21 protein-coding genes are annotated in these 25,336 nt (G+C 40.1%); 8 read left to right on the top strand and 13 right to left on the bottom strand.

Annotated features, from left to right (window positions below; translation table 11 throughout):
- Nucleotides 1–9: 9 nt before the first annotated feature.
- Nucleotides 10–756, bottom strand: a complete 747-nt coding sequence (locus tag G6Q48_RS07810) for a Slam-dependent surface lipoprotein (RefSeq protein ID WP_166265549.1) — start codon at nucleotides 754–756, stop codon at nucleotides 10–12.
- A gap of 481 nt (nucleotides 757–1,237) precedes the next feature.
- On the opposite strand from G6Q48_RS07810, the gene G6Q48_RS07805 reads away from it, so the two are divergent.
- Nucleotides 1,238–1,861 (top strand): SDR family oxidoreductase, encoded by a 624-nt coding sequence (locus tag G6Q48_RS07805; RefSeq protein ID WP_166265546.1) that lies wholly within the window; start codon nucleotides 1,238–1,240, stop codon nucleotides 1,859–1,861.
- A gap of 48 nt (nucleotides 1,862–1,909) precedes the next feature.
- Here G6Q48_RS07805 and G6Q48_RS07800 read toward each other — a convergent pair whose 3' ends face one another.
- Nucleotides 1,910–2,446, bottom strand: coding sequence for a GNAT family N-acetyltransferase (locus tag G6Q48_RS07800; RefSeq protein WP_102140013.1), 537 nt, complete (start codon nucleotides 2,444–2,446; stop codon nucleotides 1,910–1,912).
- Nucleotides 2,447–2,760: 314 nt separating this feature from the next.
- On the opposite strand from G6Q48_RS07800, the gene G6Q48_RS07795 reads away from it, so the two are divergent.
- On the top strand, nucleotides 2,761–3,675 hold the full coding sequence (locus G6Q48_RS07795; protein ID WP_102140012.1) for an Rpn family recombination-promoting nuclease/putative transposase: 915 nt from the start codon (nucleotides 2,761–2,763) through the stop codon (nucleotides 3,673–3,675).
- A 101-nt stretch (nucleotides 3,676–3,776) separates the two neighbouring features.
- Here the strand turns inward: G6Q48_RS07795 and torD are convergent, their stop codons facing one another.
- From torD to torC, 3 genes are read right to left on the bottom strand one after another with little or no spacing between them, the layout of a single operon-like run.
- Nucleotides 3,777–4,391, bottom strand: coding sequence for a molecular chaperone TorD (torD, locus tag G6Q48_RS07790; RefSeq protein ID WP_102140011.1), 615 nt, complete (start codon nucleotides 4,389–4,391; stop codon nucleotides 3,777–3,779).
- Nucleotides 4,388–6,934, bottom strand: a complete 2,547-nt coding sequence (torA, locus tag G6Q48_RS07785) for a trimethylamine-N-oxide reductase TorA (RefSeq protein WP_166265543.1) — start codon at nucleotides 6,932–6,934, stop codon at nucleotides 4,388–4,390. The genes torD and torA overlap by 4 nt, the downstream gene beginning before the upstream one ends.
- Complete coding sequence (torC, locus tag G6Q48_RS07780; RefSeq protein ID WP_166265540.1) at nucleotides 6,924–8,102, bottom strand: pentaheme c-type cytochrome TorC; 1,179 nt, start codon at nucleotides 8,100–8,102, stop codon at nucleotides 6,924–6,926. Before torC ends, torA begins: the two co-directional genes overlap by 11 nt.
- Nucleotides 8,103–8,238: 136 nt before the next feature.
- On the opposite strand from torC, the gene torR reads away from it, so the two are divergent.
- Entirely contained in the window at nucleotides 8,239–8,940 is a 702-nt protein-coding gene (torR, locus tag G6Q48_RS07775; protein WP_102140008.1) for a two-component system response regulator TorR, read from the top strand.
- On the opposite strand, the gene torT is transcribed toward torR, so the two are convergent.
- Nucleotides 8,913–9,935: a TMAO reductase system periplasmic protein TorT gene (torT, locus tag G6Q48_RS07770; RefSeq protein WP_432652926.1), complete on the bottom strand. Its 1,023-nt coding sequence runs from the start codon at nucleotides 9,933–9,935 to the stop codon at nucleotides 8,913–8,915. The two genes, torR and torT, sit on opposite strands and share 28 nt — an antisense overlap.
- Before the next feature lie 93 nt (nucleotides 9,936–10,028).
- On the opposite strand from torT, the gene torS reads away from it, so the two are divergent.
- The gene (gene torS, locus G6Q48_RS07765) at nucleotides 10,029–12,782 is read left to right on the top strand and encodes a TMAO reductase system sensor histidine kinase/response regulator TorS (protein ID WP_166265534.1); all 2,754 of its coding nucleotides are present in this window, start codon (nucleotides 10,029–10,031) and stop codon (nucleotides 12,780–12,782) included.
- Nucleotides 12,783–12,833: 51 nt separating this feature from the next.
- On the opposite strand, the gene cfa is transcribed toward torS, so the two are convergent.
- The 3 genes from cfa to G6Q48_RS07750 all read right to left on the bottom strand — a co-directional run bounded on the left by cfa (nucleotide 12,834) and on the right by G6Q48_RS07750 (nucleotide 16,694).
- The gene (gene cfa / locus G6Q48_RS07760; protein WP_102140005.1) at nucleotides 12,834–13,997 is read right to left on the bottom strand and encodes a cyclopropane fatty acyl phospholipid synthase; all 1,164 of its coding nucleotides are present in this window, start codon (nucleotides 13,995–13,997) and stop codon (nucleotides 12,834–12,836) included.
- 472 nt (nucleotides 13,998–14,469) lie between these two features.
- A complete protein-coding gene (locus G6Q48_RS07755; protein WP_166265531.1) occupies nucleotides 14,470–15,762 on the bottom strand; it encodes a cytosine deaminase in 1,293 nt (430 codons plus the stop codon).
- Between the two features lie 32 nt (nucleotides 15,763–15,794).
- Nucleotides 15,795–16,694, bottom strand: coding sequence for a LysR family transcriptional regulator (locus G6Q48_RS07750; RefSeq protein WP_102140003.1), 900 nt, complete (start codon nucleotides 16,692–16,694; stop codon nucleotides 15,795–15,797).
- A 101-nt stretch (nucleotides 16,695–16,795) separates the two neighbouring features.
- On the opposite strand from G6Q48_RS07750, the gene G6Q48_RS07745 reads away from it, so the two are divergent.
- Entirely contained in the window at nucleotides 16,796–17,239 is a 444-nt protein-coding gene (locus G6Q48_RS07745; protein ID WP_102140002.1) for a PACE efflux transporter, read from the top strand.
- 56 nt (nucleotides 17,240–17,295) lie between these two features.
- Here the strand turns inward: G6Q48_RS07745 and dbpA are convergent, their stop codons facing one another.
- On the bottom strand, nucleotides 17,296–18,669 hold the full coding sequence (dbpA, locus tag G6Q48_RS07740) for an ATP-dependent RNA helicase DbpA (RefSeq protein ID WP_166265528.1): 1,374 nt from the start codon (nucleotides 18,667–18,669) through the stop codon (nucleotides 17,296–17,298).
- A gap of 556 nt (nucleotides 18,670–19,225) precedes the next feature.
- Between dbpA and G6Q48_RS07735 the strand changes: the two genes are divergently transcribed.
- From G6Q48_RS07735 to G6Q48_RS07725, 3 genes are all read left to right on the top strand, one after another.
- Complete coding sequence (locus G6Q48_RS07735; RefSeq protein ID WP_102140000.1) at nucleotides 19,226–20,371, top strand: trans-sulfuration enzyme family protein; 1,146 nt, start codon at nucleotides 19,226–19,228, stop codon at nucleotides 20,369–20,371.
- 40 nt (nucleotides 20,372–20,411) lie between these two features.
- On the top strand, nucleotides 20,412–21,836 hold the full coding sequence (locus tag G6Q48_RS07730) for a Na+/H+ antiporter NhaC family protein (protein WP_166265525.1): 1,425 nt from the start codon (nucleotides 20,412–20,414) through the stop codon (nucleotides 21,834–21,836).
- Nucleotides 21,837–22,046: 210 nt separating this feature from the next.
- Nucleotides 22,047–23,189, top strand: a complete 1,143-nt coding sequence (locus G6Q48_RS07725) for a trans-sulfuration enzyme family protein (RefSeq protein WP_102139997.1) — start codon at nucleotides 22,047–22,049, stop codon at nucleotides 23,187–23,189.
- A 143-nt stretch (nucleotides 23,190–23,332) separates the two neighbouring features.
- Here the strand turns inward: G6Q48_RS07725 and dmsD are convergent, their stop codons facing one another.
- From dmsD to G6Q48_RS07710, 3 genes are all read right to left on the bottom strand, one after another.
- On the bottom strand, nucleotides 23,333–23,950 hold the full coding sequence (gene dmsD, locus G6Q48_RS07720; protein WP_166265522.1) for a Tat proofreading chaperone DmsD: 618 nt from the start codon (nucleotides 23,948–23,950) through the stop codon (nucleotides 23,333–23,335).
- 121 nt (nucleotides 23,951–24,071) lie between these two features.
- Nucleotides 24,072–24,230, bottom strand: a complete 159-nt coding sequence (locus G6Q48_RS07715) for a DmsC/YnfH family molybdoenzyme membrane anchor subunit (RefSeq protein WP_281412816.1) — start codon at nucleotides 24,228–24,230, stop codon at nucleotides 24,072–24,074.
- 84 nt (nucleotides 24,231–24,314) lie between these two features.
- Nucleotides 24,315–25,061 (bottom strand): energy transducer TonB, encoded by a 747-nt coding sequence (locus tag G6Q48_RS07710; protein WP_166265519.1) that lies wholly within the window; start codon nucleotides 25,059–25,061, stop codon nucleotides 24,315–24,317.
- Nucleotides 25,062–25,336: the final 275 nt, after the last annotated feature.

The raw sequence follows: 25,336 nt of genomic DNA, 5'->3' as shown, positions 1-25,336 counted from the left end.
ATTTACGGATTACTGGGAAATATTCCCACGGCTTCCCCCAAAGGCCATATCTTTACTGTGGTCGCTGAATTCAGTTACCCCAGCAATATGTTTAGCTTGGTCGCCAAAAAAGTGCCCGCGGGTTTCACCTAATGCGCCATTAAGTGTCGCATCTCCTGCGAAGGTAGCATTATTTTTAATGGTGGCATCAATGTTCGTCGCACCAATATTCCCTGCTAAAGATTTAGTACCAAAGTTAGCTGTCAGGGTACCTGCGGCCATTGCACCTCCGTTATATTGGCTTATTCCTTTAACAGAGTATTCCGCAGTGCCCGCTGTTGGCATATTGGTGGTGATATCTTTACCTGAGTAGTAAGCCGTGTGTGTGGTGTCATTAACTTGCCCTGTCGATGACCATTCACCGAAATACACTTCAGCATCCGCGACTTTGGCAAAGTTAAATACGCCCATTTTGTCATGTGAACCAGGGCCATTCGGCATGGAAATCACATGCGCTTCATTTCCCTGTTTTTTTGGCGCCATTTTTGTTAGGCCTGAGAATGAAATTATTTTTCCACCATATACAGTTTGCACACCAATACCGGGATCTCCGATAGCGCCACCATGGCCACCATTTGTACCTTCTGTTTTACCAACGCGCACGGAAGGTTCATTTGGGTTGAAAGGCTGGCTTTGGTCAAAGCCGATCTCAGCAGAAGCGGCAAAAGTGCCCCCACTCGTGGCGAATGCTAGGGCGATAATAGTTAACTTTTTCATCGAAATACTCCATTTTTATTAAAGATATTAACGATACTATTGATTAAGAAATTATTATTTCGCATATATATGACGGTAGGTATTAAATCAAATAATAATATAAATGCAAATGATAATTCTTCGCATTAACATTAAAATAATTATGGGTATCAATGGGATACTGGTATTTTGTTTGTTGTTAGTTGTTGATATTACGATTTATTTTTGTAATTAATTTGTTGGTTTATCATTTTTTATGATAAGTGTTTTTTTACGAAAAAGTTAAACTAGTCACATTTTAATGAGTTTGATTAAATGAATTACATAAAAAACATTAAAGTTAGTGTTGTTTACTTTTCCATCGTTGATGATAGCTATTCGCGGCTTAAATAGATTCAAATAATAAATGCAAATAATGCGCATTATCATCTATATTGTGGTAATTTTAGATTTTTAAATCACAAATAGATTGATGTATCACTCAAAACAAAGGGAGAAAAAAATGGCTCCATGGTTAATTTTTGGCGCGGGTGGAAAAGGTGTTGGTCATCAGATTGCTCAGTTGGCAATAGCAGAGAAACGCCCAATCATCGCAGTTGTACGTAATAGGCAATCCGCATCAGGTTTAGAGGCTTTAGGGGTACAAGTGTTAATTGGCGATGCTTGTGATAGTGAGGTGGTTAAGGCAGCTTGTCATTCCGCAGGAACAACTGCTACGGTTATTTCAACCATGGGAGGTACGCAAGATTATTTAGCTCACCGCACGGTGATTGATTGTGCCGAGCAAGCAGGTATATCTCGTATGGTGCTAGTCACGTCACTAGGTTGTGGAGACTCATGGCCTTATTTGTCTGCTCGGTCACGTGCTGCGTTTGGCCAGGCAGTGAGAGAAAAATCCCTTGCGGAGTCATGGCTACAAACTAGTTCGTTAGATTATGTGATTGTTCGCCCTGGTGGGTTATTATATGGTGAGCCAACGGGAAAAGCAGCTCTTCAACAAGAGGTTGAAGTTCATGGTTTAGTGATGCGCGCAGATGTTGCTTCACATGTTTACCAATTGGCTAAGCAAGAAGAATTGAAAAAACAAATTTATAGCGTGGTACAACCCGGCCTGACACCCGCTTAATAAAACTAATGTTGTTTTTTAGCCTATCTGGCTTTTATCACATATAGGCTACCATTGGTCTCCACTGCGAAAATCACAATATAGGGGCTGTGAAAAATCAATTAAATTGTTTTTTGACCACCCCATAACACCACCTTCTTCATCCACAGAGTGGATATAATGGCCTTGGTTGAGCTCATACAACGGTCCATTCCAAACCTGCCAACCGACAGATTGATATACATGAAAGCCTTCATCTGATGCAGAAAGGAGGCCTAGCTGATAGCAACTGGCAATAATTTGGTTGGTAGCCTGCATGAGTTGTTTACCGATCCCTTGGCGACGGTAGTTTTCTAGTACAGCCATCGCTTCAACATAGCCAACCGTTATTGGCATGTTACCGATTGCCATATGGCGTTGAATAATAGCAACATGACCAACAATCTGTTGATGGTCATAGGCTAAAACATGCATTCCCCCTAAAGCATGTTCGAAATCATCATGGGTAAAATCTTGCTCAAAGCTTTGATATAGCACGGAATACAATGCCTCTCTATTTTCTGTTGAAAGTTGAGACGTGTGTTTGTGTTTATATTCTATTGTCATTTAGCACCGTGGAATAATTGCAAAGAGGAGAGAATGGAAAAATGGTTAAGCTTGTAGAGTAGTATATCGCTGTTCAAAATAGGTTGTGGTGATTTTAATGTGCTAGTGTTAAAAACTATTTTAGTGCTTTTTAATAAAGCCATCGATATACTTTGTGGTATTACTCAAACGTTATTTTTATTAATATAATATTGACATTATAAATATTATTTCACTCCAAAATTTCGAATTTTATCATGTCGTTATACTGAACAGACAATCTAGGTATTTTGCTTTATTGTGTGGTCGTTGCTCTTTTCAATAAGGATTATTGAATGAAGAAAAAAACGACATCAACGATACATGATGCGGCTTTTAAAGGATTTATGGCAAACATTGAAAATGCGCGAGACTTCTTTGAAATTCATTTACCGGAATATATAAAATCATTATGTGATTTCAATACGTTATCGCTGACAAATTCCTCGTTTATTGATAAACAACTTCGCTCGCGGTTATCGGATGTATTGTATTCAGTACAAACCTCTCAAGGGGAAGGGTATATTTATCTTTTAGTTGAACATCAATCAACTCCCGATAAACTCATGGCGTGGCGTTTAATGCATTATGCGTTTTTAGCGATGAATCAGCATATGCAGCAAGGAAAAACAACATTACCCATTGTTGTACCGATATTATTTTACCATGGGGCGCGTTCGCCTTATCCATATACACAACTTTGGACGGATTGTTTTCCATTACCAGGGATTGCACATGAGTTATACACACAACCATTTCCACTCGTAGATATTACCGTTATTGATGATAATGAACTCGTTAATCATCGAAAAATTGCGGTAATGGAATTAGCGATGAAACATAAATATCTTCGGGATGAATTCCAACAGGTACTCCCTCTCTTGGCGAAGGCACTCAATAAACATTATAATAGTGATAATGACATCATAACTATCCTCAATTATCTGTTTATTGCTTTAGACTCGCATAATTTTGAACAAGTTATTCAAGTTTTAGGGGAACAGACAGAAAAGCATAAGGAGACAATCATGAATATTGCGCAACGATTGCAAGATAAAGGACGACAAGAAGGACTGCAAGAAGGATTTCAAAAAGGCCAAGAAGAGGCAAATATAACAACTGCACGGAATCTTTTGGAGCAAGGAGTTAATATTGAGATAATAATGAAAAGCACTGGGCTGAGCCGTGAAAAACTTATTTCTTTACAGTAACTCAGGTGTTATGACTAAGATTTAAAAGGGATATTATTTATTAATATCCCTTTGTTTTTAATAATAGTTGAATAATATATAAATTATTTAAATGGTATCTATTAGGTTTGCTTATCCCATTGAACTAGCGCTAACGACAGCTGACTCAAAGCAGCATAAAAACCAAATTCATCATATCGTTGGCAGTTTTGGCTAAATATCGGTAGCCATTGCAGTAAAAGTGACAACGTTTTTAGGCGTAATTGTTCCACTTTTTCTTGCGCCAAATGGGCTTCATTTAATGAAAAATGTAAGTGGCTTAATAGCTCCAAAAAAATTGAAATATGGTCAGAAGGCTCGTTAAATGCCTTACTGGTTTCCATTCCTGCCTCGGCTAATAGGTACTTAATCTGTTCATTACCATGCTCACTGTTTGGATAAACTGAGGCGTAAGGTAAGGCGGATTGCTTATCTGACATTAAGAATAAACTGCAAAAATCTGCGGCTAATTCGAGCTGAGCATCATTTCGCATCATTAGCGCTTGGATTTTTGTTTTAACCTCTTGAATTGGCGAAATTAAAACGGGTTCCTGTTCGATAGTTGTAAACCAATCCATCATTTCGCTAGATTGAAGTTGCGCTATCGTTGCACTATCTAATTCACGTGAGAATAATTGTGCTAACCATGCATAAACACAGGCTATTTGTTCTGACGATAAAGTAATTTCTTTGGTCATCTATTCACCTGTGATGCAGGAACATATTCACATTGAGCCACCATTTCAATTGGCCCATCGAATGCACTGACGTTATCCACTTGCCCTGTGTATTTTTCTATCTCCACGATCGTCGTATGTGCGCTGGTGGCTTGAGCGAGTTGAGAGGTTCCTATATCCAATGTCAATACGTTTGGGTTTCCGTATTTACACAGAGCATTAATTTCTCCACCCTTAGTCGGGTCATACCAAGCTCCTTCATGGATACGAGCAACGCCTTCTGTATATAGGTCCGAAACCACGGCTCCGGCTAACACTTGCCCTCGGTCGTTGAAAACACGAACGATATCACCATTTTGTATACCTCTGGCTTTTGCATCTTTAGGGCTAATAAAGATAGGCTCTTTGCCACTAACGGAATAATATTGGCGTAATACAGGAGATTCGCACAATTGTGAATGTAAGCGAAAATCGGGGTGAGCAGATTGCAAATGTAATGGCCATTTTTTTGAACCAGGGCCACCGTGGGAGCGTTCCGCTTTTTCGAACCACATTGGGTGACCTTGGCAATCATCATATTGCATGTCGGCAATGGTTTTCGAATAAATCTCAATTAAACCACTCGGTGTCCCTAAAGGTTCTAAGTCGGGATCTTCCCTAAACGCTTGATGACGAACAAACATTTGTGGATGTTCAAATTCCACATAGCCTTCTTTTTCCCAGAACGTATCGAAGGATGGTAAATGAATACCACGGCCTTTTCCTTGCTGGCTGCCTTCTTGCCAAATGCGTTTTAGCCAGCCCATTTCGTCTAAACCTTCAGTAAAGGCTTCTTCACGGCCAAAACGACGACATAGATCGCGTAAAATGTCGAAGTCATTACGTGATTCAAACTGCGGTTCAACGAGCTGTTTCATCGCAATAATGCCACGATTTGAGTGGTTACCGTATTGGTCAAGGTCATTACGTTCAAATTGTGTGGTTGCCGGTAATACGATATCGGCAAAGCGACAGGTGGATGTCCATTGATTATCAATAGAAACAACCGTTTCAAGCTTACGCCAACCCTCAATAATACGGTTAATTTGTTGGTGGCGGTGGAATGGGTTGGTTCCGGCAAATACACACATTTTTAGTGGTGGCAATTTAACCGCTTTACCGTTCCAGTTGATTGTTTTTCCGGGCTCTAAAATCGCATCGATAAAACGAGCAATAGGAATTGTGCTACTGTAGCCTTTGTAATCATTGCTATCATGAATAGGTGGCACTTTGGTTGAGCCGGAAAAACCACTTAAAATAATCCCCTGACGGCTTGGTGTACCCGCGCCATTATAATGCCAGCCGAAGCCAAATCCTCCACCCGGTAAGCCAATTTGACCTAACATCGCAGCTAAAACAACAATCATCCACGACCATTGTTCACCATGTTGCATACGTTGAACGCACCAACCTGCAATGATTTGGGTTCTATCTGCTGCCATTTGGCGAGCTAAAGCTCGGATTGTGTCGGCATCAATACCGCAAATTTCAGCTGCCCATTGTGCATCTTTGGGTTGTCCATCCGTTTTTCCCATTAAGTAGGGAACAAATTGCTCGAAACCGACACAATATTCTTTTAAGAAGGTTTTATCATGCAAGCCTTCACTGTAAAGCGTGTGGGCGATGGCTAATTGCAGCGGTACATCCGCTTGGGGGTTAATAGCGATATGTTGAACATTTGCACGTCCAAGGTAATCATGAGTTGAGGTGATTATAGGGTCAATACTGATGACTTTTATCTCGCCATTAGCCGCTTTCTCTTTGAGTTGTTCATAATATTCATAAACGTCATGATCAGGACACCACCAGTTAGCTTGTTGGTTTTTAATCAGGTCAGAGCCCCATAATACGATGGTTTTACTATTTTTCAGGACTAGCGGCCAAGAGGTTTGTTGTTCATAAACCTCCATCGACCCAACGACTCGAGGTAAAATGACTTGTGCAGCCCCCGTTGAGTAGTCTCCGCCAGTACTAACACTATTGCCATGCAGGGCAATGGCGCGGGCTAACATGCCTGAAGCATTGTGGAGCATCCCGGTTGATTGCCAACCATTTGCAGTGAGCAGCCCACTTGGCCCATAAGTTGTTTGAATACGTTCTAGCTCTTGATAGAACAAATCAAGGGCTTCATCCCAAGAAACACGTACGAAACGGTTATCACCCCGTTGAGAAGTATCACTTAAATGACGTTTACGTAGCCAATCAACACGAACCATTGGATAACGGATACGAGCGGTGCCATGTACATGGTCAGGCAATCCTGCAATCATTTTTGATGGGAATTTATCGTGTTCAAAAGGTTTTGCTTCGATAAAACGGCCATCAACTACAGTGGCGCGAATTGCACCCCAGTGTGACCCAGTCAGAATGCCTTCTTGTACTACCGCAGCTTGTTCGCCAACTGTCGCAGCGCTAGCCTTACGCGGTGTTAATAGGGAAGGGCCTAACATACCTGCCACAGTGAGCCCGCCAAGCTGGAACAAAAAGCGTCGACGAGAAGCTTGAAAAGTTGGATTATTTTTCATTCTGTTCTCCGTTATCACCGTGTGAAGATCCTGCGGTATCAGATGCATTCATTTGTAAGTATTTCAGTAAGGTACGCTCTTCTCGCTTATCTAAACTGGTAAAGCCAATCATACCGTTTAATGTGCCTATCCAACCGTTAGCATCAAAGTGAGCGATATCTGGCGCACCATGGCATTGATTACATGAACCGTTATATAAAGAATCTGCATAAGCCCATATCGGTTTGATATCATTGACCATATCGCCTTGTTGCATCCATGCAGTTGCTTGCAGTTTGCTCCATGACGTATCTGTTGCAGCGACAACGGTGCTTTCTAAATTTTTCACATTTTCTTGAACATCACCGCGTATCGAAGCGACGAAAATTCGCTTACCCGGAAATTCAGATAGAACGCGTTGGCGACCATCGGTTTCTGTCCACCCTGTTATTTCAACTTGTAGCCAATCGCCATCACGTTTTAGAACTTTCACCTCTGAGGCAGGAAGTAACGAGCCTGCGGGGTCTTTATCCCCTTTATTGGCATAAAGAGGTTTAATATCAAGTGAATAAAGAATGTCAGCATCACTGTTTGCTTTCGCTCTTAACTCATCAAATTGTTTACGAAAGCCACTACTCATATCGGGTAGTTGATGGGCAATCCCTTTATGGCAATCAATACAGGATTGATTTTCTTTCGCAGCAATTTGCATTTGGCGAGCCGCTTCTGGGTTTTGTTTTGCGTGATCCATCGAGTCATAATCATGGCAAGAGCGGCAAGTGGCTGAATTATTCTCTTTCATGCGAGCCCACTCGCGTTCCGCAAGTTCGGCACGTTTGGCTTCAAATTTTTCTGGGGTATCTATCGAGTGAGCAATAAATGTTTGATAAATATCATTGCTTGCTTCGAGTTTCCGTTTAATCATGCCTGGAAGGTCGGAGGGAATATGGCAGTCATGGCATTCTGCGCGTACGCCAGATGCATTTTGGAAATGTACAGATTGTTTATATTCTTCGTAAACGGGTTCCATGCTATGGCAACTGACACAAAACTCAGTGGTGCTAGTCACTTTCATCCCAACATGGGGGACAACGATTAACGCAACACCCACTGCAATCCCGACAACGATTAACGTTAGCATTGACCAACGAGCACTTGGTTTTCGCAACGCTCTCCAGAGTTTCCGCATAATAGCCCCTGTAATTATATGGTTTAATACAGGCAATCTTATTGAGTTAATATGAATAGCGGTACTAGCCAGAATGAACAGCTTACGGCAAGATATGAGCAAATATGAACAGATATGAACAGAAGAGAGTGTATCAATGACATCACATCATATTGTGGTTGTTGAAGATGAACCCGTTACTCAGGCTCGCTTACAGGCTTATTTTGAGCAAGAAGGATATCGTGTTTCTGTGACGGGGAATGGTGCGGGTCTACGTGAAATTATGGATCAGCAGGCCGTTGATTTGATTCTGTTAGATATTAATTTACCGGATGAAAACGGGTTAATGTTAACAAGAGCAATACGTGAGCGTTTCACGGTGGGGATTATTTTAGTTACCGGCCGCTGTGACCAAATTGACCGTATTGTGGGGTTAGAAATGGGAGCAGATGATTACGTTACTAAACCCTTGGAATTGAGGGAGTTAGTCGTTCGCGTTAAAAATCTACTTTGGCGCATTGACCTTGCTAAGCCTTCGCAAACCCAAGTTGTTTCTCAAGATAATTGCTATCAGTTTGCGGGCTATTGCCTAAATGTCTCAATGCATACACTCCAATTTGAAAATCAGGTTATCAAACTCACTCGGGCAGAATATGAAATACTTGTGGCGTTTGTGACTAACCCGCGGGAGATTTTAACCCGAGAACGTCTGTTACGTATGTTATCTGCCCGACGAGTCGATCACCCTGATTTACGCACCGTGGATGTACTTATTCGTCGTTTACGCCATAAAATCAATGCTGATTTATTAGTAACTCAGCACGGTGAAGGCTATTTTTTAGCTGCCGATGTATATTGATATACGGGCCTAAAGCCTCCAGGGGATAATGAATTGCGTAAGTGTTCACTATCGGCATTTTGTTGAGTAAGCACTAAAATCGGCGGGCTGATATTGTTTGGAACCGGCTGCTCTTGTAGTACTTTGATGGCTTGTTCAATCACTAGCTCACCTTGCCAAACCATCTGGTCGCTGGCGGCCATAATTATTCGGCCTCTTTTTAAGCCTCGGTAGACTTGATGAGACAAGTAAAAAGAAACAATATTCAGTGGTTTCGTTAAGTTACGGCCTTCACCCATTGCGGCCTCAGCGGCAATCGCTGTGCCAACGACAACATTAATATCAGGGTTACGCTCTAACATTTCATGCAACAAATTGCGTTGCACCTCAAGGTCGTTATCCCCTTGTGCGACGTCCACAATTTGTACTTGGCTACCTGCAATAGCTTCTCGGAATCCTTGTTCCATTTCATGGCTGCCACCGGCATTTAATGGCCCTGGCATGAGTAAAACTTTCAATGGCTTACCTTGGCTCCATTGCACTAAATAGCGCCCCGGCTGATAGCCCATTTGGAACCAAGGCACTCCAACACGGGTTTTTATTGTGTTATCGTGGGTGGCATTGATGACTTCTATGACAGGCGTATTTCCCACGAGTTGGCTAAGGTTTGGAAAAGTTGTGGTGCTACTTCCCAGTAAGATAGCATCTGCTCCCCATTGTTGGCATTGCGTAATTTGCTTTTGCTGGGTTGCTAGTTGGTTATATCCACCGGCTTCTAGTACGTTTAAGTCAACGTCATAGTGTTTTGCCGCTTTTTGCATGCCATAATTAATTGATAACCAATAAGAATCTTTTAAACTAGGGTAAAGCGCGCACAACTTCCAGGTTTTTGTGGCGGTTACGGGATCATGTGTTTGGTGATTAAAATGTAGGTTATCACGCCACTGAATGAGTGAACTATTCTGTGCCATTGCTAGGTTCAACAACGAGTGAAATATGAACAGGAGTAAAATCAATACACGCATGATAGCCTCACAAACCAGAAACCGTTATCCTAAATGCTTTCTTACTACTAACTCAATCATTTTAATTTTTAGGCTAACCAAACCGTGAATTTATCACTAACTAGACGATTGTGGATGGGCTTTGCGCTGATGGCCGCATTGACCTTTATCAGCACCCTTGTAGGGTGGTACAACTTACGTTTTGTTAGCCAAGTTGAACAGGCCAATACCGAGGCTCTGATCCCAACCATGAATATGGCAAGGCAACTGAGCGAAGCAAGTGCTTGGGAATTATTTTCTGCACAAAATCTCACAAATGCGGATAGTGAAAGTATTTGGTTAGCACAAGGGCGGATGTTAACAGCACAAAGCCTAAAAATCACGAATATACTGAAAACATTACGAGAACAAGGTTTTAATACACAAGATATTGAACAGCAAGAAAAAGAAATTGCTCAATCATTAAGCCAACAGGGTGAGTTAGTCGGGCAGCGTTTAAAACTGCGCGCAGAGCAACAACAATTAAGGCAGCATATAATTGCAGCGGCAGGTGATATCGCCCAAATGGCACATGGTCAAGCAAACAATGCTGCCACTTCAGCGGGAGCAACTCAGGTCAGTATTTATGACCTTATCGAAAGGAATCAAGGGGAACAAGCCCAACAAGCCCTTGATCAACTAATTGATATTGACCTTGAATATGCTAGCCAAATGAATGAACTTCGATTAAGCGCGATGCGTGTACAGCAAATGGTACTTAATTTAGGTTCAAACCAGCCCCACCGTAATATGGCTGAATTAGAAAAACAGTTGAATTCTGCAGTTAAAATCTTACAACGTCGGCAAAAATATATTGAAGACCCCGCAGTGCGAGGCCAAGTAGAAAACGCGTTAAATAGCGTGAAGCGCTATACAGAGTTAATTGCGTTGTACCGGCAAGATAACGACATCACAACACGTTTACAGATTTTATCACAAAATAATATTGACCAATTTGCACGTTTTAGTAGTGAAGTAGCGCAATTAGTTAACATCATTGAGCTGCGTAACCAAACCGCATTGGGGCAACTAAAGCAAGCCAGTGAGCGGGGGCAGAATTGGTTGTTAGCATTGAGTATTGTCTCTCTACTCTCATTGGTTTTGATCCTTTGGCGAGTGGTTTATCGCTTAGTGACAAAACCGTTGGCGCAGCAGACTCAAGCACTTCAACGGTTGTTAGAGGGCGATATTGACTCCGCATTTCCTGAAACCGCAGGAGTGAAAGAGCTTGATACGATTGGCCGTTTAATGGATGCATTTCGTGAAAGTGTTCATGCCTTAAATAATCAGCGTGAACAGCTAGCAGATGAAGTCAAAGCGAGGACGGCAGAACTGCGTGTGATGGTCGTTGAGCACCGAAAAGCTCGTTCTGAAGCGGAACAAGCCAATCAGGCGAAATCGGCATTTTTGGCGGCAATGAGCCATGAAATCCGTACTCCTCTTTATGGGATTTTGGGGACAGCGCAACTGTTATTAGAAAATAAAGCACTTAATCAGTATCATGATGATTTATATGCAATTACTGACTCAGGTGAATCTTTATTAGCCATTTTAAATGACATTTTGGACTACTCCGCAATTGAAGCCGGAGGACATAATGTGTCTATCAATGATGAGCCTTTCGAACCTAAGCCGTTATTAGAAAGTACTTTGTATTTAATGAATGCGAGTAATAAAAACCCTGCTATTCAGTTAGTTGCAGATGTTGCGGATGATTTGCCGATTGCTTTACAAGGGGACCCGCTACGGATCCGACAAATTATCACGAATTTACTCAGTAATGCATTGCGCTTTACTCAACAGGGGCAAATTACGTTACGCAGTTGCCGTTATGGCAAATATTGGTTTATTGAAGTGGAAGACACAGGGTGCGGCATTGATAGCTCGCGATTTACGGATATTTTTAAGCCATTTGTGCAAGTAGATAGCCAGCGGGGTGGAACGGGGCTTGGACTGACAATTAGTGCAAGTTTAGCGCAAGCGATGGGCGGTGAATTAACGGTTAGTAGCCAATTAGGGAGCGGGAGCTGTTTTCGTTTAACACTGCCGTTATGTATCGCCTCGCATCCCGTAAGTAAATCGGCTGATCTGCCATTAGACATGTTGGGCGTGCATTTATTACTCATAGAAGACAACCCATTGACTCAGAAAATTAGTGGGGAAATGTTAACCCGCAGCGGGGCACAGGTCACTATTGTTGGGTCTGCAGCTGAGGCGCTAGCAGCCCTACAAACTGGGCAACAATTTACCGCGGCATTGGTGGATTTCGGTTTACCTGATATCGATGGTATCACCTTAGCTAAACAATTAGCGAAAACCTATCCCCAATTGATTTTGATTGGTTTTAGTGCTCATGTGATTGATGAAACTTTACGCCAACGGACCAGCCAAGTTTTTCGTGGAATTATTCAAAAACCGGTACCAAGAGATACGTTAAACAAGTTAATCGTTAAATATATTTCAGGCGGTGAATATACATTGCCTGCTCCTAGTATTCAGGAGAAATTTATAGATTTACAACAGCTTATTAGTGATGCCGAACTAATGGGACTTCCGAAAATTCGCGAATGGGTGAGTATTTTTAAACAGCATTCCTTGCCTTTGATTGACCAAATTGACATTGCACGAGCAGAAAATAACACAGAACAAGTCAAGCGCCTTGCTCACCAGTTAAAAAGCAGTTGTGCCAGTTTAGGAATGCAAAGTGCAGTAAAAACTTGTGAGTTATTAGAGCAGCAGCCAATGGCGGATACTCAATTGAAAGATAATGTGCAGCAAGGCTTACAGGCTATTGAGCAATGGTTGAATGAAACACATTGATTCTTTAACTAGCCCGTAAGATTAACGAAGGTATATGTTCAAGATAGAAGCTTAGCGAGCAACCCGTAGGCCTCCATTCACACCTTGTGGGCTCCAAAGTATTTGCCATAACTGAATGTCTCGAGCTCTAAATGCACCTGCACAAGCATTTAGATAATAGGAAAACATGCGTTTGAAACGAGGTGTATAATTAAATTCGAGTTCAGGCCAAGCGGCTTGGAAACGGGAGTACCATGCCATGAGTGTATGGTCATAATCAGCACCAAAATTATGCCAATCCTCCATCACTAATTTACCTTCACTGGTTTCACCAATATTTTGCACAGAAGGTAGGCAGCCGTTTGGAAAAATATACTTATTGATCCACGGGTCGACATTCACTTTACTTTGGTTAGAGCCAATGGTGTGAAGTAAAAACAGGCCATGAGTTTTTAAATTGCGCTGAATAACATCAAAGTAAGCCGCATAGTTTTTCGGGCCGACATGCTCAAACATGCCGACAGAGACAATACGGTCAAATTGGTCATTGAGACCTCGATAATCTTCTAATTTAATATTGACATCTAAGCCTGCACAGCGCGCTTGAGCATATTTTTGTTGCTCCGCGGAGATAGTGACACCTGTGACAGAAACGCCAAAGTTTTTTGCCGCATAGGCGGCAAGTCCCCCCCAGCCACAGCCAATATCAAGTAATCGCATCCCCGGTTTTAATTGCAGTTTTTCGCAAATTAAATTTAATTTTTGTTCTTGTGCGAGATGAAGGTTTTCAGGAACCGTTTCTAGGCCTTTCCAGTAGCCACAGGAATATTGCATATAAGGGTCGAGCATCAAGGAAAATAAGTCATTCCCGAGGTCATAATGTTCTTCTCCAACAATACGAGCGCGTTTTAAGGTTTGTAGATTACGAACACGAGCAACAGCAATTTTTAATGTATCACTGAAGTTATGAGGTATTTTTTTATCGAGTCTATGGCGTAATACATATTGGAAGAATATATCTAAGCGCTCGCAATCCCACCAACCATCCATATAGCTTTCACCTAATCCTATTGAACCTTGTTGTAGCACGCGTTTAAAGAATAGGGGGTTGTGAACTTGGATATCAAAAGGGCGGGAACCATTAATTTTAATGCCAGCTTCACTTAATAGCTCGGCAGCAATGCGTTGCCAAGGGTCGATAGTGTTTTTTTGGTTAACGATGTGTTCAGTACTCATCTGATCTCCAATTTTTTTCAAAGTGGGATTCAGAGAACTTTATTTGTGACGTATTCGCGGTACAGCAAAACAGGAATATTGACCACCACTGCATGACAGTCAGTGTATTAGCGTTATTGTTGCTATAAATAAAGCTCAAATCCAGTTTCAGATAACTCTCTAAAAAATATAAAACGTTCACATTGAATTTCAATAGAAATTGCACTTAATACGTAGAAATGGCACTTATAACCAAAAAAGGAGTTCTTATAAGACGTTTATTTGCACTCCAAAGCTTTTTAAGCTCTGCAATAAGTATTGGATTAAGTCTAGTATATAGGAATGACTTTTGTGTGAAAAATACGCTATTAGTTGCTTTTTATCCGATTAAGATTAGTTTTCGGGCTGATCATATTTAAATTTAATGATGAGCTACAAGATAAATGGCTCACCGATGATTATAGGGAGCCATTTTGGAATAAAAAATTAATGGTTAGATTTTTGGAGTATATCCATAACGGATTGTTTCCGTTTGTTCTAAATGAATTTGGGTTACCGCAGGTTGGGTATTGGCGATCACCTGGCCATCTCGAATAGAGTAACGCACGGGGACTTGACGGCGCACGGCATCGAAGCCATTTTCTGCTGGTAAAATCAATAAACTAGCGCGTTTTCCTTCACTCACACCATAATCTTGCAAGTTCAACGTACGTGCGCTGTATTCACTGATCAGCTTTAATCCGTCATTGATTTGCTGGTAACCCATTAATTGGCAAACATGTAACCCCATATGCAAGACTTGCAGCATGTTGGCAGTACCTAGTGGGTACCATGGGTCAAATACATCGTCGTGACCGAAGCAGACATTAATCTCCGCAGCTAGCATCTCTTTAACACGGGTGATACCTCGACGTTTAGGGTAAGTATCAAAACGGCCTTGTAAGTGAATGTTCACTAACGGATTAGCCACAAAGTTAATCCCAGACATTTTTAGCAGGCGAAATAAACGAGATGTATAAGCACCATTGTATGAATGCATTGCGGTGGTATGGCTTGCTGTGACGCGAGAGCCCATGCCTTGTGCATGCGCTAACGCTGCGACCGTTTCAACGAAACGGGATTGCTCATCATCGATTTCATCACAGTGGACATCAATCAAACGGTCATACTTCTGCGCTAAAGCGAATGTTTTATGGAGAGATTCTACACCATACTCACGGGTAAACTCAAAATGTGGAATAGCACCAACGACGTCGGCACCGAGGCGTAATGCTTCTTCTAACAGGGCTTCGCCATTTGGATAAGACAGGATACCTTCTTGAGGGAAAGCAACAATTTGCACATCAACCCAAGGTGCGATTTCTTGTTTTACCTCTAACATCGCTTTCAGTGCAGTTAATGTCGGGTCTGACACATCCACATGGGTGCGAACATGTTGAATACCATTGGCTATTTGCCATTTAAGGGTTTGCCACGCTCGGCTTTTAACGTCATCGTGGGTGAGCATCGCTTTGCGCTCAGCCCAACGTTCGATACCTTCAAAGAGCGTTCCAGACTGGTTCCAATTGGGTTGCCCAGCGGTTTGAGTGGTATCTAAGTGAATATGTGGCTCAACGAAGGGAGCGGTTACTAAACCACCTTCACCGTCTACGCTGTCTGGCAATACTTCGCCTTCAATTTGTGGAAGAATAGCTTGGATTTTCTGATTATCGATATCAATACGCCACAGCCTATCACACTCAGGTAAACGGATATTATGGATATGTTTGATAGTTTGATTAAGCACGGTTATCTCCGAATCAGTAGTATGGCGGCGATTTAAGAATGGGTTGAGGGTAGCGTCACTTTTTTTAGTAATTCAATGCATTCTTGTGCACCACGTTTAAGCACATGCCCTTTCAAACATACTGCATGAATAGGCAACTTAAAGCCATTTGGGGTATTTTTAAACTCAAGGGGTTTTAGTGAGCCATCGTTTAATTTATCTTTAATCAGTGATAAAGGAAAATTTCCCCATCCCATACCATTCTCGACTAAACCGAGAGCCAAAGAGAAACTGTCTGCTTTCCAATAATTACTGGAAACTAGAATGCGGATATCACTCAGTTCACGCTGACGACTCGCAATAATTATTTGCCGACTTTCAACAAGATCTTCGATATAAAGTGAAGTTTTATTTTGTAGAGAGGGATGTTTAGCAGAAATGGTAGCAATAATTGATTCTTCGCCAATATAATGAAACTGCTCTTGGGAATTAACATTTAAACCACCAAAGACAATTGCGAGATGAATTTGTTGTTCATGTAATAACGGTAAAAGATCATCTTGAGGGGCGGTAATCAGTTCAATATGCAGTAAAGGGTAACGTTGGCTTAAAATATGTAGAGCATCAAAGAGTAAATTGGCATTAATACCAGCCGCAATACCAATGGTCAGTGTGCTTTCAACACCTTGAGATAATTCCAGAGAAAAAGTATTGAGTTGAGATAAATTGGCAATAATATGTCGTGCGTAGGGCGCTAATGAAAGCGCTTTTTCTGTGGGTTTAGGTTCCCGCGTATGTCTATCAAATAATTCAAATCCAAGTTCAGCCTCTAGATTCGCTACTGCCATGCTAACCGCTGAAGGTACGCGTTTTAAGGCCCTTGCCGCTGCAGAAAATGAGCCTTTATCTAATACAGTAAGAAAAACTGTTAAGTTATCACTATTAAATGGCATTGTTGACCTTTCAATAAAACTGATAGAAGCTGACTTTTATTATCATTGAATTATATTTATTTTACCACCTTATTGATAATGATATTTTTGGGGGTGGAAAAATGCAGGGGATTAAACGTAAAATTGTTTTTGTAACGGCTTATGAGGTTATTGGTTGGTTAATTTCAGCTTTAGCATTAGCTTTTCTTTCTGGTAATTCTGCGGAAACAACAGGTCCATTAGCTTTAGTCATAACAACGATTGCGGTTAGCTGGAACTTTATTTTTAATACTGCGTTTGAATATTGGGAATCAAAGCAAAAATCACGCATTAGAACTTTTAGGCGCCGGTTTGTACACGCCATATTATTTCAATTAACGTTGGTGGTTTTTTTAATTCCTTTAATTGCATGGTGGTTGTCAATTAGTCTTTTACAAGCATTAATACTTGATTTTGCCCTAATTATTTTTATCCCAATTTATACTTTCTTTTTTAATTGGGCTTTCGACAAAATATTTGGTTTACCGAAATCGGCATTACCGCAAGAAAATAACGTGGCATTATAGAATGACTAATGTGTTTCCTTCCTTTTTATATTGGAAGGAAACACAGAAAATATTGGTTATTTTAGTAGCCTAGCTTTAACGGATTTTCCTTTGATTTTCCCTTGCTGTAAATGTTTCCAAGCTTGTACCGCAACTTCACGTTTGAGTGCGACATAGGCATGGGTAGGGTGGATCACAATCTTGCCAATATCGGCACCATTGAGGCCAACTTCGCCGGTCAAGGCACCGAGAATATCACCGGGGCGTATTTTGGCTTTTTTACCACCATCAAGGCATAAGGTCATCATCGTCGCTTCTAACGGAGCGATACGTATACCTGTAGGCTCGGCTTGCCAATTAAGCTTCATATTTAACATTTCTTCTAGAGCATTGGCTCGCTGGGCTTCTTCTGGTGCACACAAACTCACCGCTAAACCGCTTTCTCCAGCACGTGCAGTTCGGCCGATGCGATGAACATGCACTTCAGGATCCCATGATAATTCATAGTTAATCACCATTTCGAGGGCTTTAATATCTAACCCTCGGGAGGCAACATCCGTAGCCACTAATACACGGCTACTTCCGTTAGCGAAACGCACAAGAGTTTGGTCGCGTTCACGCTGTTCCATGTCACCATGAAGCACTAAGACACTTTGCTTGCTTGCGGTTAAGGCATCATAAACGGCTTGGCAATCTTTCTTCGTATTACAAAAAACGACACAAGAAGCTGGCTGTTCACGGCTCAAGAGTTTTTGTAATAATTCAATTTTTTCGTGACGAGCGACTTCATAAAATTGTTGTTCAACGGCAGGAAGTTCATCAACACTATTGATTTCAATTGTTTGAGGGTCATTCTGAATTTGCTGACTAATTCGTGCAATTTCATCTGGCCAAGTAGCTGAAAATAATAGTGTTTGTCTATTAATTGGTGCGTAGTCAATGATGGACTCAATATCTGGCATAAAGCCCATATCGAGCATTCTGTCTGCTTCGTCTAAAACTAATGTTTGCAATGCATCAAGTTGTACTGTTTCACGATTTAAATGATCAAGTAAACGTCCCGGGGTGGCAACAATAATATGAGCAGCATGGGCAAGGGAGTCGCGTTGTACACTAAATGGCACACCACCACAGAGCGTTAAAATTTTGATATTAGGGATCGCGCGAGCTAAACGACGTAATTCATTAGCGACTTGGTCTGCCAGTTCGCGAGTTGGACATAAAACTAATGACTGAGTTTTAAATAATTTAGCGTCAATATGTTGTAATAAACCCAGACCAAAAGCAGCCGTTTTGCCGCTGCCAGTTTTAGCTTGTGCTCGAACGTCTTTTCCGGCAAGGATAGGGGGAAGAGCGGCCGCTTGGATCTGCGTCATGTTTAGGTAGCCTAACTCTTGCAAGTTAGCGAGTTGTTCCGCAGAAAGCGCGTTTAGGTCAGCAAATGAAGTCACAATACAATCTCAAATAGAATAAAAGACATAATGGCGCTAATAATACTATTCCTACCTTACTCTGTCTGTTTTTAATTCAAGATTAACGTTAAACCCTACAATCATCGATATGGGTTAAATGTTTGAAATGAGAGGGGGAGAATAAATTTCTCTCATATTCTTCTTTAATAGTATTACTCGATGGAAATTAAGAGTAATTACAGATATTAATGTTAAATTAACTCGGTTTTTGCCACCAATCAATTACATTACGTGATGATACATTTAACCAAAACAAAACATTTATTGTTTTATTTTAATGGGTTATATGATTCTTGCGATATGGTTGATTGTGAAGGATAAACAAAATAATAATATTGTGACGGCTAGCTCATTTGCTGGTAATTAACTAACGTTATGAATTTAAAGAATATTAACATCCAAATAGAAAAGTTTTCTCTTAATTTGGAAAAAGGCATCAGTTTTTAGAAAAAATTTTCTATTTCCCTGTGGCATATTTCTTTTGGCAACAAATATAAAGATATCGTTTTTATTTTACTATATTGGGTTTTAGATTATGACTAAGAATATTGCTACAGTTTTAATTCATGGTGGGAAGCAGCAAGATACTGTTAATCATGCTATTTTTCCTGCTATTACAACGGCCAGTACATTTGTTCAACAAAGTTTAACCGAGCATGGCGAATATTGTTATTCACGTTGCAGCAACCCAACGCGTTATGCATATGAAACCTTATTAGCTGAAATCGAAGGTGGAAGCTATGCAACAGCAACGGCTTCCGGTGTGGCTGCTTCAAGTTTAGTATTAAATTTATTACCAAAAGATTCACATATTATTGCGATGAAAGGTGTTTATGGTGGAACATTTCGGTTATTTGAACGAGTTTCAACCATTAATAGCGGTCACCAAATAGACTATGTTGATTTGAATAATCTTGATGAAGTTAAAACAAAAATAAAAGATAACACACGCTTAATTTGGATTGAAAGCCCAACTAATCCATTATTAGAATTAGTTGATATCAATGTCATTTGTTCACTTGCCAAAGAGCATAATATTTTAACTTGTGTTGATAATACATTTGCAACAGCTTGGAACCAAAAACCATTAGAATTAGGAGCCGATTTAGTGATGTTATCGGCAAGTAAATATATTGGTGGCCATTCCGATTTAATTGGTGGTGCGGTGATCACCCAAAGAGAAGACTTAGCCAGCCGCCTCGATTTTCTAAAAACGACCCTTGGAGCAATTGCCTCTCCTTTTGACGCCTACCTTGCTTTACGTGGATTAAAAACATTGGCTTTACGTATGGCGGCACAATGTAGCAATGCAGCACAAGTCGCGAAATATTTATCAACTCACCCGAAGGTGGAGCAGGTTTATTACCCGGGGTTAGCTTCACATCCACAACATGAATTATGCAAAAAACAAATGCGTACAGGTGGAGCGGTTGTGACGATTAATTTGAAAGGGGATATTGAAGACACCAAAATATTTTTATCTAAAGTTAAATATTTTGTTTTAGCGGAATCGCTAGGTGGTGTTGAGAGCATGGTAAACCATTCGGCAACCATGTCACATGGGTCGATGACAAAAGAAGAAAGAGAAAGTATCCATGTCTATGATACTACGTTACGTTTATCTGTAGGCATTGAAGATATCACAGACTTATTAAATGATTTAGAAAACGCATTATCTTAATTTATTAAAATCAAAATAAAATATAATAAGAGAGCATCTAATGAATGATTATGGAATTTGGACCATTGTCACGCCAATGGTGACGATACTTTTAGCCATTTTTACACGACAAGTTATATTGTCATTATTACTGGGGATATTAGTTGGTTTTACCGTTATATATGATCACAATATATTATTGGGTATAAATGGAACGCTCGATGGTATTATCAATACATTTGCATCACCGGGAAATACTAAAACAATTCTATTTATGGTTATGATTGGCGGTATTATGCGGCTAGTCGTTGTTACTGGTGGTGTGCGATCATTAGTTAAATTATTAACGAATAAAACAAAGTTAATTAAAAATAAAAAAGCTGTTCAATTAATGGCGATGATTATTACATCATTAATTTTTATTGAAAGCTCTATTAACCAATTAATTGCTGGAGCATCAACAAAAACATTAGCGAAAAAATACGGTGTTTCGCCAGAAAAAATGTCCTACATTGTGCAGACTTCCTGTGTATCAGTGTGTTCATCAGCCATGATCAATGGTTGGGGAGCGGCAATGATGGGCGTTATTGGTGTACAAATATCTAAAGGCCTTATTACTGGAGAACCTTTTGAAATTTTAGCCGGCTCCATGGTATTTAATATCATGGCGTGGTTTTCTCTCGCTTCAGTGCTATTTTATATTTTCTCCAATGTGTCTTGGGGGCCAATGAAAAAGGCAGATTTACGTGCAGAGCAGCAGGCTTTAACGCTGTTATCCGCGGAAGAAACTGAGCAGGATGATGAAGATATTATTGATCACCCTAATTGTCATACCTCTCTTAACTTCTTTATCCCAATTTTATCAACGGTCTTAATGGTACCTGTTGCGCTTTATATCACAGGTAATGGGGATTTTAGTAAAGGTAGTGGTTCAACATCGGTATATTGGGGAGTCATGTTTGGAACTTTAGTCTCTTTTGTATGGTTCTTAGCGCGTCGAGTACTCAATATTGAGACTTTCTTTAAAGAATTATATATCGGCTATGCCAGCATGGTAAAAATTAGCTCAGTGATGATCCTCGCTTTTTTAATGGGAACCGTTTCTTCCGATTTAAATACCGGTGCTTATATCGCAGAAGTCACCTCGGGTGTTATTTCGCCGGCTTTCTCAATTGGTTTTATCTTTTTAATCAGTGCGGTGATGTCATTAGCAACGGGAACATCGTGGGGAACATTTGCCATTATGATCCCAATCGGTGTGCAGTTAGGGCTTTCAGTTGGAATGCCTGTTGAATATATGATTGGTGCAGCCATTGCAGGTTCAATATACGGAGACATGACATCACCCATTTCCAGTGATGCAATTGTGGCGTCTATGGCAACAGATTGTGACCATATTGAGCACATTCGTACCCAAATGCCTTATGCCACTGTGACAGCTGCATTTGCGCTGATGGTTTACCTCTATTTAGGTTTTACATACTAATAAGGTGAATAATTCAACGAATATTAGACAACGATCAGTCGCCATAAATAAAATAGATTTACTTCAAGGGCTAACACCGTTAGCAAAATTAAATAATCTTTCAGAATACTTAGGTCGTGATATTTATACGAGTGGTGCACTCGCTATTTTTGCTTATTCTGAAATCAATGTAGCAATGATTAAATACACTTTTGATAATGCGATTTATTTATGAAAATTAATACTAAGGTTATTCATGGTTACCCCATGACGGATAAATATACCGGAAGTTCCTCTATCCCGTTATATCAATCATCGACTTTTTCACAAGCCAATATTGAGGAAAGTTACGACCATATTTATTCGCGTTTTTCCAATCCAACGAGAGATGCATTAAGTGAGGCTATTTGCGCAATTGAAAATGCAAAATTTGCTGAGGTTTTTTCTTCAGGAATGGCAGCAATAAGTGCCGTATTGCTTAATTTTAGTCAGGGCGACCATATCGTTGCCTGCAAAAATATTTACGGTGGTTCTTTTCAATTAATGACTGAGTTTCTGCCTCGTTATGGAATTTCAGTGACCTTTGTTGATGCGACCAATCCAATGAATTATCAGCAAGCCATAACGGAAAACACCAAAGCGTTTTATATTGAAACGCCATCTAATCCAACATTACAAGTGACTGACTTAAAAACTGTTATTGGGATAGCGAAACAGCATAATATGATCACCATCTGTGATAATACCTTTATGACGCCATTGTTATCAGATGTTATCTCTCTTGGAATCGATTTTTCTATTAATAGCGCGACTAAATTTATTAATGGCCACAGTGATGTGATCTTGGGGACGGTAGCAACGAATAACGCTGAATACGCTAGGTGGTTACATAAGTCAGCAGTTGCTATTGGTAGTATTGCTGCACCATTTGACAGCTGGCTGACGATGCGTGGTTTAAAATCAATGGCAATGCGAGTTGAACGAGCCAGTGAAAATGCACAAAAGCTTGCAGAATATCTGAATGAGCACCCAAAAGTACAACACGTTTTTTATCCGGGGTTAGCTTCACACCCAAATCATATGACTCATATGCAGCAGTCTAAAAATGGCGGAATGGTGGTTTCCTTTGATTTAGGGAGTTATGAAAACGTAAAACGATTTTTAGATACGGTTCGTATTCCACTTGTTGCGGTCAGCTTAGGGGGAATTGAGTCAATTATTTCCTACCCCAGAATGATGTCCCATGCTTGTATTCCTGATGAGGAGAGATTATTGCAAGGCGTAACAGATGGGTTATTACGGTTCTCATTGGGCTGTGAAGATATAGATGATTTACTCGCTGATGTCGATTCTGCTTTATCGCAGGTTCAGTAATTAGGCCATTAGTGATGCATTTTACTTCTGAGTGATACCTGCCATACACCTAAAAAACCCCCATAATATTTTAAGCCCTCTAAATAGTCAGATTATTTAGAGGGCGTTATACTTCGCAAAATACTTATTTGAGTAAGGTAAAATTAAAGACAGATTTCTTTATTGACAGGATTTAATTGAACAACTTGTTGGATATGTTTTAAAGTTTCAGTCGCGAGCAGCGCGCTGGCTACATAAAATGCATTCCCACTTTGCAATTGCATTTTTTCTAAATAGCGATATACCCAAGGTAAAAAATGTATTTCTAGAAATTCACGTAATAATTCTGGTTTATTTTCAATCACCCAAGCGGTGAGAAGAAATAATAGCCCTACATGATCTTCTGGTTCTTTTTGATTTAATTCAATATTAATTTGGTTATTACGAAGCCATGCTCTTAATTCAAGTGTCGAAATACCAAAAATAACATTTTCTTTATCAAGATAAACGGAACCCCAAGGTGGTGCAGGTAATGCATAAGGGCCAATAAATAAGCGCTGGTAGGCTTCTTGTAATGTTTCTGTTTCAGAAAGACTATCTTGAAAGAGTTTATCAATAGATTGGCAATCATAATCCTGAGTAAATGGCCACTCAGCTAACCATTCGCTCGTTGTAAATAAATCAATTAACGTATTTACGCGTGCATCAGAAGGATCATAATAAAATAATGCTCCCAAAGTTTGCGCGCAAAGCGAAAAATCTGCCAATAATTTTTGTTCCATATTTGTCCACTTGCTATGTTGATGATGATGCGTTGATGTGATCGTAGCGAAACATGAGATTGTTGTCGATGATAAGAAGGTAATTGTCCTTCTTATCATCGCAAAAACAATGGATTAGTAATTAGCCTACAACCGCCATACCCACAGTCATATGCAGCCCGTAGAATATGCCTCTACCAATCAATTCACCAAGAATTACTAATAAGACGGCGACTAATAGCCCAATAATTGAAGGGTTCTTCATTTTAACATGCGGGTAAATCCAGAAAGCTAGCCCCAATGTTAAGCAAGCTATAAATTGAATATCTAATATCCTATTAAGGTGTAACTTTTTAGTGAGAATAGTTTTTATTTTCAAAAGTGGTTAATTAAATTCAATATTGAGTGTTATCGATTGAGCAAAACCTGCTGGTGGTTTACCGACAGAACGACTTTTTTGTACTGCAAGTAAAGCAGCCTGGTCCAATAAATCACTTCCTGAACTACTTGCTAAGCGAATTAAGCTAATTTCTCCGGTTTGGCTTAATTGAAATTGAATTGTTGCGATACCACGGTTTTTCATTTTTTTTGCGCGGCGAGGGTATTGTTTATTTCTCTCAACTTCTTGGCGTAGTTTTTCACGGTAAGCATTAATTAATTGGCTATTAGTATCACTCGTTGCATATTGGTTTTTGGGGCCTTTTATTCCTGCTGATTGAGACGAAACAAGGTCACCTGCTTTTTGTTGTTGTGCGATCGGTAAATCATTTTTAACCTCTGAATCAGCTTGTTTATGACTATTTTCAGTTCTGTTAGTCAGTTTTCTAGGTTTTATAGGCTCTTTTTGTGTTTTTATCACCTTTTTTGGTTTTTTAGGTACAACAATAGCAGCGTGTTCCGCTATTGGGCTGGGATCTATTTTTACCTCACGAAGGGGGTCTGTAGGTTGGGGGATCTCTTCAGGTTCTGCAACGTTGACAGCTTGAGTTAATGCGATCGAGATAATAGGCGCATCCTGTTGTGCTTGGTTTTTTAAGGATAATGATTGAGCCGTAACATAGGTTAAATACCCAATAACAAGAACATGTAATGTTATTGATAGAATAAAAGTCACTAATTTTCGACTCATCATAAAACCTCAATATTTTTTCTCACTGAACCTAAAGAGGGCAAACCATATAGGTATTAAGTAGTTATGTTTGAACTGTAACTCATAAGATAAAATAATGACTCGAATTATATGTTAATAATTATCAATTGCAAATGATAGTTATTATCAACTTTGATGAGCGTATTTCATTACATATTAATCCTTTGATTTTTAAGGAATATTATTTCAAATAAAAAGGCTTGGTGAGTAACCAAGCCTTAATGAGGCTAACTATGTGATAAATCAGCTAAATACTA

This window comes from Providencia sp. M-27, from assembly GCF_011077905.1.
GTDB classification, from domain to species: Bacteria; Pseudomonadota; Gammaproteobacteria; order Enterobacterales; family Enterobacteriaceae; genus Providencia; species Providencia huaxiensis.
The sequence above is the reverse complement of the archived record's forward strand: the minus strand, read 5'-3'. Positions and strand labels throughout refer to the sequence as shown.